The sequence below is a fragment of the Bradyrhizobium sp. genome, from assembly GCF_049798375.1.
Lineage (GTDB): Bacteria > Pseudomonadota > Alphaproteobacteria > Rhizobiales > Xanthobacteraceae > Bradyrhizobium.
Genome location: NZ_JBARGP010000752.1, coordinates 1 through 8,863, shown reverse-complemented (window position 1 = coordinate 8,863; position 8,863 = coordinate 1). Strand labels below are relative to the sequence as shown.

8 protein-coding genes and 1 pseudogene are annotated in these 8,863 nt (G+C 63.6%); all 9 read left to right on the top strand.

Annotation, left to right across the window (positions count from 1 at the left end; all coding sequences use genetic code 11):
* On the top strand, window positions 1-422 hold a 422-nt coding region (locus tag WA702_RS28970; RefSeq protein WP_425113964.1), incomplete at its 5' end, for a DeoR/GlpR family DNA-binding transcription regulator.
* A gap of 147 nt (window positions 423-569) precedes the next feature.
* Complete coding sequence (gene glpD / locus WA702_RS28965) at window positions 570-2,123, top strand: glycerol-3-phosphate dehydrogenase (protein ID WP_425113963.1); 1,554 nt, start codon at window positions 570-572, stop codon at window positions 2,121-2,123.
* Window positions 2,120-3,205 carry an ABC transporter ATP-binding protein gene (locus WA702_RS28960; protein ID WP_425113962.1) on the top strand — a complete coding sequence of 362 codons (1,086 nt, stop codon included), beginning with the start codon at window positions 2,120-2,122 and terminating at the stop codon, window positions 3,203-3,205. The genes glpD and WA702_RS28960 overlap by 4 nt, the downstream gene beginning before the upstream one ends.
* 12 nt (window positions 3,206-3,217) lie before the next feature.
* On the top strand, window positions 3,218-4,300 hold the full coding sequence (locus WA702_RS28955) for an ABC transporter ATP-binding protein (RefSeq protein WP_425113961.1): 1,083 nt from the start codon (window positions 3,218-3,220) through the stop codon (window positions 4,298-4,300).
* A gap of 3 nt (window positions 4,301-4,303) precedes the next feature.
* The gene (locus WA702_RS28950; protein ID WP_425113960.1) at window positions 4,304-5,206 is read left to right on the top strand and encodes a carbohydrate ABC transporter permease; all 903 of its coding nucleotides are present in this window, start codon (window positions 4,304-4,306) and stop codon (window positions 5,204-5,206) included.
* On the top strand, window positions 5,206-6,012 hold the full coding sequence (locus WA702_RS28945; RefSeq protein WP_425113959.1) for a carbohydrate ABC transporter permease: 807 nt from the start codon (window positions 5,206-5,208) through the stop codon (window positions 6,010-6,012). The genes WA702_RS28950 and WA702_RS28945 overlap by 1 nt, the downstream gene beginning before the upstream one ends.
* A gap of 221 nt (window positions 6,013-6,233) precedes the next feature.
* The gene (locus tag WA702_RS28940) at window positions 6,234-6,563 is read left to right on the top strand and encodes a DUF2160 domain-containing protein (protein ID WP_425113958.1); all 330 of its coding nucleotides are present in this window, start codon (window positions 6,234-6,236) and stop codon (window positions 6,561-6,563) included.
* 124 nt (window positions 6,564-6,687) lie between these two features.
* Window positions 6,688-8,430: an ABC transporter substrate-binding protein gene (locus tag WA702_RS28935; protein WP_425113965.1), complete on the top strand. Its 1,743-nt coding sequence runs from the start codon at window positions 6,688-6,690 to the stop codon at window positions 8,428-8,430.
* Window positions 8,431-8,657: 227 nt separating this feature from the next.
* A pseudogene (locus WA702_RS28930) lies at window positions 8,658-8,863 on the top strand (hypothetical protein); the annotation flags it as partial.

The window sequence follows — 8,863 nt, the reverse complement described above, 5'->3', positions numbered from 1 at the left end:
TGATCGTGGCTGGCGGCTCCGTGCGCCATTCGGACGGCGGCGTGGTCGGCTCGACCGCGACGCAGCTGATTGGCCAGTTCAAGGTCGACTATGCCATCATCGGCGCATCGGCGATCGACGAGGAGGGCGCGCTGCTCGACTTCGACTATCGCGAGGTGCAGGTGGCGCAGGCGATCATCGCCAACGCGCGCAGCGTCATGCTGGTTGCCGATTCCACCAAGCTTCATCGCAGCGCGCCGGTGCGAATCGCCCATCTCAGCCAGATCCAGACCTTCGTCACCGATCGCGCGCTGCCCGATGGCCTGGCTGGTCTCTGCCACAACCGCGGCATCGACGTGATTGCGGCAATGCCGGCCGCTGAGCTCGACGACGGCTCGGATGCATCCGAGCCGACTTCGGCCGCCATATTCCGCCGCGCCTAAGCACTAGAAACCCCTACCTGAAATCAGGCAAAGCGTGCCCCAAAACCAGGGCAAAGCTGTGGATTTCCAGTTTGCTTTCGGTTCCGGTTGTGTTTAACGTCAAAAACGAAAGTGAAATCGCCGGTACGAAACTGGCGGTGCTGGGGGATGCGTCTGTTGGAGCGGATCTACGACCTCGCGATCGTCGGAGGCGGCGTCAATGGCTGCGGCATCGCGCGCGATGCGGCCGGGCGCGGAAGTTCTGTTTTCCTCTGCGAAATGAATGACTTGGCCAGCGGGACATCGTCCTGGTCGACCAAGCTCGTGCATGGCGGCCTGCGCTATCTCGAATATTACGAATTTCGATTGGTGCGCGAGGCGCTGATCGAGCGCGAGATCCTCTGGCAGATCGCGCCCCACATCATTCGTCCGCTGCGTTTCGTTTTGCCGCATCATGCGGGGCTGCGACCTGCCTGGATGTTGCGCCTCGGCCTGTTCCTGTACGACCATCTCGGCGGTCGCAAGCTGCTGCCGCCGACCCGCTCGGTGAATCTGGCGACGGATGTGGTCGGCAAGCCGCTCGCGCCCGGACGCTACACCAAGGGTTTCGAATATTCCGATTGCTCGGTTGACGATGCGCGGCTCGTGGTGCTGACCGCGCGCGACGCCGCCGACCGTGGCGCCGAGATCCGCACCCGCAGCCGTGCAACCGACATCCGTCAGGTCGATGGCGTCTGGCAGGTCACCGTCGAGCACACGCCGAGCGGTGCGCGCGAAACCATCCGCGCCAAGGCACTCGTCAATGCCGGCGGGCCGTGGGTGGAAGAGGTGCTGGCGTCGGGCGCCGGCGTCAATGCGAAGGCGAAGGTGCGGCTGGTGCAGGGCTCGCACATCGTGGTGCCGAAACTCTACGATCACGACCGCGCCTACATCTTCCAGAACGCCGACGGCCGCATCGTGTTCGCGATTCCCTATCAGGGCGACTTCACGCTGATTGGCACCACCGATCGCGACTATCACGGCGATCCGGCCAAGGTGAAGGCGACGCCGGAAGAGATCAGCTATCTCTGCGCCGCGGTCGGTGAATATCTCAACAAGCCGGTGCTGCCGGAGGACGTGGTCTGGACCTATTCCGGCGTGCGGCCGCTCTATGACGACGGCGCCTCCGAGGCCAAGGCCGCGACGCGCGACTACGTGTTCGAGCTCGATACGCCCGGCGGGTTGCCGCTGCTGTCGATCTATGGCGGCAAGATCACGACCTACCGGCGATTGTCGGAAGAGGCGCTGGAGCGTCTTGCGCCCTACCTGAACGGCGGCAAGGCGAAAGAAGGGTGGACCGGCAAGGCGCCGCTGCCCGGCGGCGACATGGCCGTCTCGGCGCTGCCGGCGCTGACCGCGAGCCTGCGACGCACCTATCCGTTCCTCAGCGATGCGCATGCCAACCGGCTCGCTCATGCCTACGGAACGCGCGCTGCCAAAATGCTCGGCAATGCGGCATCGCCGGCCGATCTCGGCCAATCCTTCGGTGCCACCTTGACGGAGCGCGAGGTCCGGTACCTGATAGCGGAAGAGTGGGCGTTGACTGCTGAGGACATTGTGTGGCGTCGATCCAAGCTTGGTTTGCGGTTGTCTCCGGCGGAGATCGCCGTGCTTGACGGCTGGATCGTCGCCAATGGCGCTGCGGCCGTGATCGCAACGCGTGAGGCGGGAGGACGCGCATGAGCGTGACGCTCGAGCATGTCACCCGTGTCGTCGACGGCGTGCCGACCATCCGTGACGTGTCGCTGACCCTGCAGCGCGGCACGCTTAGCGTGCTGCTCGGGCCGACCTTGTCCGGCAAGACTTCGATCATGCGGCTGCTCGCTGGCCTCGACAAGCCGACCACGGGCCGGGTGCTGGTCGACGACAAGGACGTCACCGGCTTCGACGTGCGCAAGCGCTCGGTCGCGATGGTCTATCAGCAGTTCATCAATTATCCCTCGCTCACGGTCTATGAGAACATCGCCTCGCCGCTGCGCGTGCAGGGCAAGTCACGCGAGGAGATCGAGAAGCGTGTCACGGAGGCCGCGAGGCTGTTGCGGCTGGAGCCATATTTGAAGCGTACGCCGCTGCAGCTCTCCGGCGGCCAGCAGCAGCGCACCGCGATCGCGCGCGCGCTGGTCAAGGGCGCCGACCTCGTGCTGCTCGACGAGCCCTTGGCCAACCTCGACTACAAGCTCCGCGAAGAGCTGCGCACGGAGCTGCCGCGCATCTTCGAGGCCTCGGGCGCGATCTTCGTCTATGCCACCACCGAGCCGTCGGAAGCCTTGCTGCTCGGCGGCAGCACCGTCTGCATGTGGGAAGGCCAGGCGCTGCAGATCGGCGAGACGCCGAAAGTGTACCGGCGGCCCGACACGCTGCGTGTGGCGCAGGTGTTCTCCGATCCGCCGATGAACACGGTCGCGATCGAGAAGCGGGACAATCAGGTGCATTATGCCGGCGGCGTCACCGCGCCCGCGGACGGTTTGTTCGCCGCGCTTGCCGATGGCAGTTATGGCGTCGGCTTCCGCCCGCACCAGCTCGGCCTGGCGCAAAGCGGCAGCCTTCAGGGCGGTCACGCGTTCCCGGCGACTGTCACGGTGACCGAGATCACGGGCTCCGAAAGCTTCGTACATCTGACGCGCGACGGAGCAAACTGGGTCGCGGTGCTACACGGCGTGCATGAATACGAGCCGGGTGCGGTGCTCGACGCCACGCTCGATCCCACCGACGTCTTCGTTTTCGATGCCGACGACCGTCTGGTCGCGGCGCCGGCAGCCGCGTGAGGGGGATGTCGCATGGCCCGTATTGACCTCGTCGATCTCGCCCAGTCCTACAACGGCAACGATGCCGACATCGAAAGCTTCGCGCTGAAGCCGGTGACGATGACCTGGCGGCAAGGCGGCGCCTATGCGCTGCTCGGCCCGTCCGGTTGCGGCAAGACCACGCTGCTCAATCTGATTTCCGGGATCCTGACGCCGACGCGTGGCCAGATCCTGTTCGACGGCACCGACATCACCCAGGCGTCGACCCGCGAGCGCAACATCGCGCAGGTATTCCAGTTTCCGGTGATCTATGACACAATGACGGTCGGCCAGAACCTTGCCTTCCCGCTCAAGAACCGTGGGGTCCCCAAAGCTGAGATCGACAAGCGCGTTGCCGAGATCGCGCGGTTGCTTGATCTGACGCCGGACCTCAATCGCAAGGCGACCCGGCTCACGGCCGACGCCAAGCAGAAGATCTCGCTTGGACGCGGCCTGGTGCGCTCCGACGTCGCCGCCGTGCTGTTCGATGAGCCGCTGACGGTGATCGATCCCGAGCTGAAATGGCAGCTGCGCTCAAAGCTGAAGGCGCTGCATCGCGAGCTCGACCTGACGATGATCTACGTCACCCACGACCAGACCGAGGCGCTGACCTTTGCAGACACCGTGGTCGTGATGCACGACGGACGCGTGGTGCAGAGCGGCACGCCGGCCGAGCTGTTCGACAAGCCGGCGCACACCTTCGTCGGCTATTTCATCGGCTCGCCCGGCATGAACATCATCGCGGCCGAGGTGAGCGGGCGTGAGGCGCGGATCGATGGTCGCACCATTGCGCTGACGCGTGGCTATCAGGCGCTGCCGCCCAATGCGAAGATCGAGATCGGCGTGCGTCCCGAATTCGTCGATATCACTGAGCCCGCACCGGATCTGCTGTCGGCCAATATCGAGCGGATCGATGATCTCGGCCGTGTCCGCTTTGCGCGGGTCAAGGTCGGCGACGTCAAGTTCGCGGCGCGCGTCCCCGCCGGCTTCGCGCCGTCAGGCACGCAGGTCGGTCTGAAATTCCAGCCGTCGCATGTGCACGTCTATGCCGACAGCCGTCTGGTCGAGGGAGCCTAAGTGATGGACAAGACCATCAACAACAAGGCCTGGTTCCTGGTGCTGCCGGTGTTCCTGGTGGTGGCGTTCTCCGCCATCCTGCCGCTGATGACGGTCGTGAACTATTCGATGCAGGACACCTTCGGCAACAACCAGTTCTTCTGGAACGGCGTCGGCTGGTTCAAGGAGCTGCTCGATCCCTCCAGCGATCTCGGCAGCCGTTTCTTCGCCTCGCTGTGGCGCAATCTGTTCTTCTCAGGCGTGATCCTTGCGATCGAGGTGCCGCTCGGCATCGTGGTTGCGCTGGCGATGCCGCGCGACGGCTGGCGGGTCGCTTTCTGCCTGGTCACGCTGGCGCTGCCGCTGCTGATTCCATGGAACGTGGTCGGCACCATCTGGCAGATCTTCGGCCGTCCCGACATCGGGCTGTTCGGCTATGTGCTCAACAATGCCGGCATCGACTACAATTACGTCTCCAACGAGTTCGACGCCTGGTTCACGGTCATCCTGATGGACGTCTGGCACTGGACCAGCCTCGTGGCGCTGCTGTGCTACGCCGGCCTGAAGTCGATCCCGGACGCCTATTATCAGGCCGCCCAGATCGACGGCGCCTCGCGCTGGGCGGTATTCACCGCGATCCAGTTGCCGAAGATGCATCGGGTACTCCTGATTGCGGTGCTGCTGCGCTTCATGGACAGCTTCATGATTTATACCGAGCCGTTCGTCGTCACCGGCGGTGGCCCCGGCAACTCCACCACCTTCATCTCGATCGAGTTGGTGAAGATCGCGCTCGGCCAGTTCGACCTCGGCAAGGCGGCTGCGCTGTCGCTGGTCTACAATCTGATCATCCTGATCGTCTGCTGGCTGTTCTACACGGTCATGACCAACGCCGGCGCCGAGCGTCGGCCCGTTCAAGGAGGCGCGTGATGCATTCGATCCCGGGCCGCCGGCTCATCATGTCGCTGTTCCTGGTCTTCCTGCTGTTGCCGATCTACTGGCTCGTCAACATGAGCTTCAAGACCAACACCGAGATCGTCTCGAGCATGACGCTGTGGCCGCATCAGCCGACCATTGCGAACTACAAGATCATCTTCACCGACGAGAGCTGGTATTCCGGCTACATCAATTCGCTCAAATACGTCATCATCAACACCGTGATCTCGATCTCAGTGGCGCTGCCGGCGGCTTACGCGTTCGCGCGCTACCGGTTCCTCGGCGACAAGCATCTGTTCTTCTGGCTGCTGTCGAACCGCATGGCGCCGGCCGCGGTCTACGCACTGCCGTTCTTCAACCTGTATTCGGCGATCGGCCTGTTCGACACACCCTGGGCGGTGGCGCTGGCGCATTGCATCTTCAATGTACCCCTGGCGGTCTGGATCCTCGAAGGTTTCGTCTCGTCGGTGCCGCGCGAGATCGACGAGACCGCCTTCCTCGACGGCTACTCGTTTCCGCGCTTCTTCATCAAGATACTGGTGCCGCTGATCGCCAGCGGCATCGGCGTCGCAGCCTTCTTCTGCTTCATGTTCTCTTGGGTCGAATTGCTGCTGGCACGTACGCTGACGGCGACCGAGGCCAAGCCGATCTCCGCCATCATGACCCGCACGGTATCGGCGGCCGGCATGGATTGGGGGCTTCTGGCGGCTGCGGGTGTCCTTACCATCATCCCCGGCGCGCTGGTGATCTGGTTCGTCCGCAACTACATCGCGCGCGGCTTCGCGCTGGGTCGGGTGTGATGATGTTCACGATGAGGCTGAGCCACCACTCCGCACTCGGCGTCACCTCTCCCCAGCGGGGAGAGGTCGGCTGCGTCAGCAGCCGGGTGAGGGGGCTCCGCTCCATCGAAAGACCGTACCCCCTCACCGCAGCCCTCTCCCCATGGGAGAGGGGGCTGACCGCCGTCGGCGCGACACGGCCCACCTTATCTGCAATGTTTCTCGCGTGGAGGCACTGAGCCATGGACAACATCGCATGGATGGCCTGGACCTTACCGACCGCGATCTTCTTCGTCGCGCTGGCCTGCACGCTCGCGGTCATGACCTGGCTCGCGGCCGTCTATCCCGAGGCCGAGCGGGTCGGCATTCTGCGGATTCCGACCACGCGCGGCGATCGCCTGTTTATTTCGCTGATTCTGGCCGCCGTCATCCACCTCGCGTGGATCGGCCTGGTCGGCTCCGATACCATTGCCACTTTGCCCATTGGGGAAGATGGATTTGAGATTTCGAGCCTGTGGCTCGCATCCGTGATTTCGCTCGCGTCGGCCGTTGCGATCTTCCGCACCGTCTGACGCGCGCGAAACAGAGCAGATCCGGGAGCAACCCGGGCCTGAAACGTCCTGTCGCTGCAAGGAGGAACACATGCGACTTCTGCCGGAAGGCAATGCCCGCTCGACGAGCGCAAGGGTCTTGATGATGACGAGCGCGTTCGCGCTGATGGCGGCATCTGCTGCGATCACCGCGCCCGCCCAAGCTGACGAAGCCGCTGCGAAGAAGTGGATCGACAGCGAATTCCAGCCTTCGACGCTGTCGAAGGACGACCAGATGAAGGAGATGGAGTGGTTCATCAAGGCCGCTCAGCCCTACAAGGGCATGGAGATCAACGTCGTCTCCGAAACGCTGACCGTGCACGAATACGAATCCAAGACGCTGGCCAAGGCGTTCGAGGAGATCACGGGCATCAAGGTCAAGCACGACATCATCCAGGAAGGTGACGTCGTCGAGAAGATCCAGACCCAGATGCAGTCGGGCAAGAACGTCTATGACGGCTGGATCAACGACTCCGACTTCATCGGCACCCACTTCCGCTACGGCCAGGCCGTCGACCTGACGGAGTGGATGAAGGGCGAAGCCAAGGACGTCACCGACCCGATGCTCGACGTCAATGACTTCATCGGCAAGTCGTTCACGACTGCGCCGAACGGCCATCTCTACCAGTTGCCCGACCAGCAGTTCGCCAATCTCTATTGGTTCCGCTACGACTGGTTCACCAATCCGGACTACAAGGCCAAGTTCAAGGCCAAGTACGGCTACGACCTCGGCGTGCCGGTGAACTGGTCGGCCTATGAGGACATCGCTGACTTCTTCACCAACGACGTGAAGGAGATCAACGGCGTCAAGGTCTATGGTCACATGGACTACGGCAAGAAGGACCCCTCGCTCGGCTGGCGCTTCACCGACGCCTGGCTGTCGATGGCCGGCAACGGCGACAAGGGGCTTCCGAACGGCTTGCCGGTCGACGAGTGGGGCATCCGCATGGAGGGCTGCCGTCCCGTCGGCTCCTCGGTCGAGCGCGGCGGCGACGTCAACGGCCCGGCGGCGGTCTATTCGATCGTCAAATATCTCGACTGGCTGAAGAAGTATGCCCCGCCGCAGGCGCAAGGCATGACCTTCTCCGAGTCGGGCCCGGTGCCGTCGCAGGGCAACATCGCCCAGCAGATCTTCTGGTACACCGCCTTCACCGCCGACATGGTGAAGCCCGGTCTCCCGGTCATGAATGCCGACGGCACGCCGAAGTGGCGTATGGCCCCGTCGCCGCATGGCGCGTATTGGAAGGACGGCATGAAGCTCGGCTATCAGGACGTCGGCTCGCTGACGCTTCTGAAGTCGACCCCGGTCGATCGCCGCAAGGCGGCCTGGCTCTATCAGCAGTTTATCGTCTCCAAGACGGTCAGCTTGAAGAAGAGCCATGTCGGTCTCACCTTCATCCGCGAGTCCGACATCTGGGACAAGTCGTTCACCGAGCGTGCGCCGAAGCTCGGCGGCCTGATCGAGTTCTACCGCTCGCCCGCGCGCGTGCAGTGGACCCCGACCGGCAACAACGTGCCTGACTATCCGAAGCTGGCGCAACTCTGGTGGCAGAACATCGGTGATGCGGCGTCGGGTGCAAAGACCCCGCAGCAGGCGATGGACTCGCTCGCCGCGGCCCAGGACTCGGTGCTCGAACGCCTGGAGAAGTCCAAGGTGCAGGGCGATTGCGGTCCGAAGCTGAACAAGAAGGAAACCGCCGAGTACTGGTACAACAAGTCGGCGAAGGACGGCAACATCGCTCCGCAGCGCAAGCTCGCGAACGAGAAGCCGAAGGGCGAGACCATCGACTACGACACGCTGATCAAGTCGTGGCCGGCATCGCCCCCGAAGCGCGCCGACGCGAAGTAAGTCGGGTGGTGTAACCACACCCTCACTGTCATCGTCCGCGAAAGCGGACGATCCAGTACGCCGCGGCCTCTCGGTTCGACACTGACGGTTGCGTTTACTGGATCCCCCGGCTGCGCGGGGGATGACAGTCGGAATAAACGAAAGGCCGGGAGCAATCCCGGCCTTTTTTGTTCACTCGGTCATTGCGAGGAGCCGAAGGCGACGAAGCAATCCAGACTTCCTTTTCGATGCTGGATTGCTTCGCTTCGCTCGCAATGCCGGCTACTATCGGCTTCTTGTTTGTCGTCATCGAGGACCTCACCATGGGCATGATCTTCCGCTGCGATCCCGCGCTGGAGCCGCATCTCACGCGGCCGGTGCTGGCGCGCGCCACACTGCCGGACTGGTTGCGGCGGATGCCAGCGTCGGCGCATTCGGAAGTCCACGGCCGCGC

Coding starts and splice junctions, on each gene's coding strand:
- glpD (WP_425113963.1), top strand. CDS start 570: ATGCGTCTGTTGGAGCGGATCTACGACCTCGCGATCGTCGGAGGCGGC.
- WA702_RS28960 (WP_425113962.1), top strand. CDS start 2,120: ATGAGCGTGACGCTCGAGCATGTCACCCGTGTCGTCGACGGCGTGCCG.
- WA702_RS28955 (WP_425113961.1), top strand. CDS start 3,218: ATGGCCCGTATTGACCTCGTCGATCTCGCCCAGTCCTACAACGGCAAC.
- WA702_RS28950 (WP_425113960.1), top strand. CDS start 4,304: ATGGACAAGACCATCAACAACAAGGCCTGGTTCCTGGTGCTGCCGGTG.
- WA702_RS28945 (WP_425113959.1), top strand. CDS start 5,206: ATGCATTCGATCCCGGGCCGCCGGCTCATCATGTCGCTGTTCCTGGTC.
- WA702_RS28940 (WP_425113958.1), top strand. CDS start 6,234: ATGGACAACATCGCATGGATGGCCTGGACCTTACCGACCGCGATCTTC.
- WA702_RS28935 (WP_425113965.1), top strand. CDS start 6,688: ATGACGAGCGCGTTCGCGCTGATGGCGGCATCTGCTGCGATCACCGCG.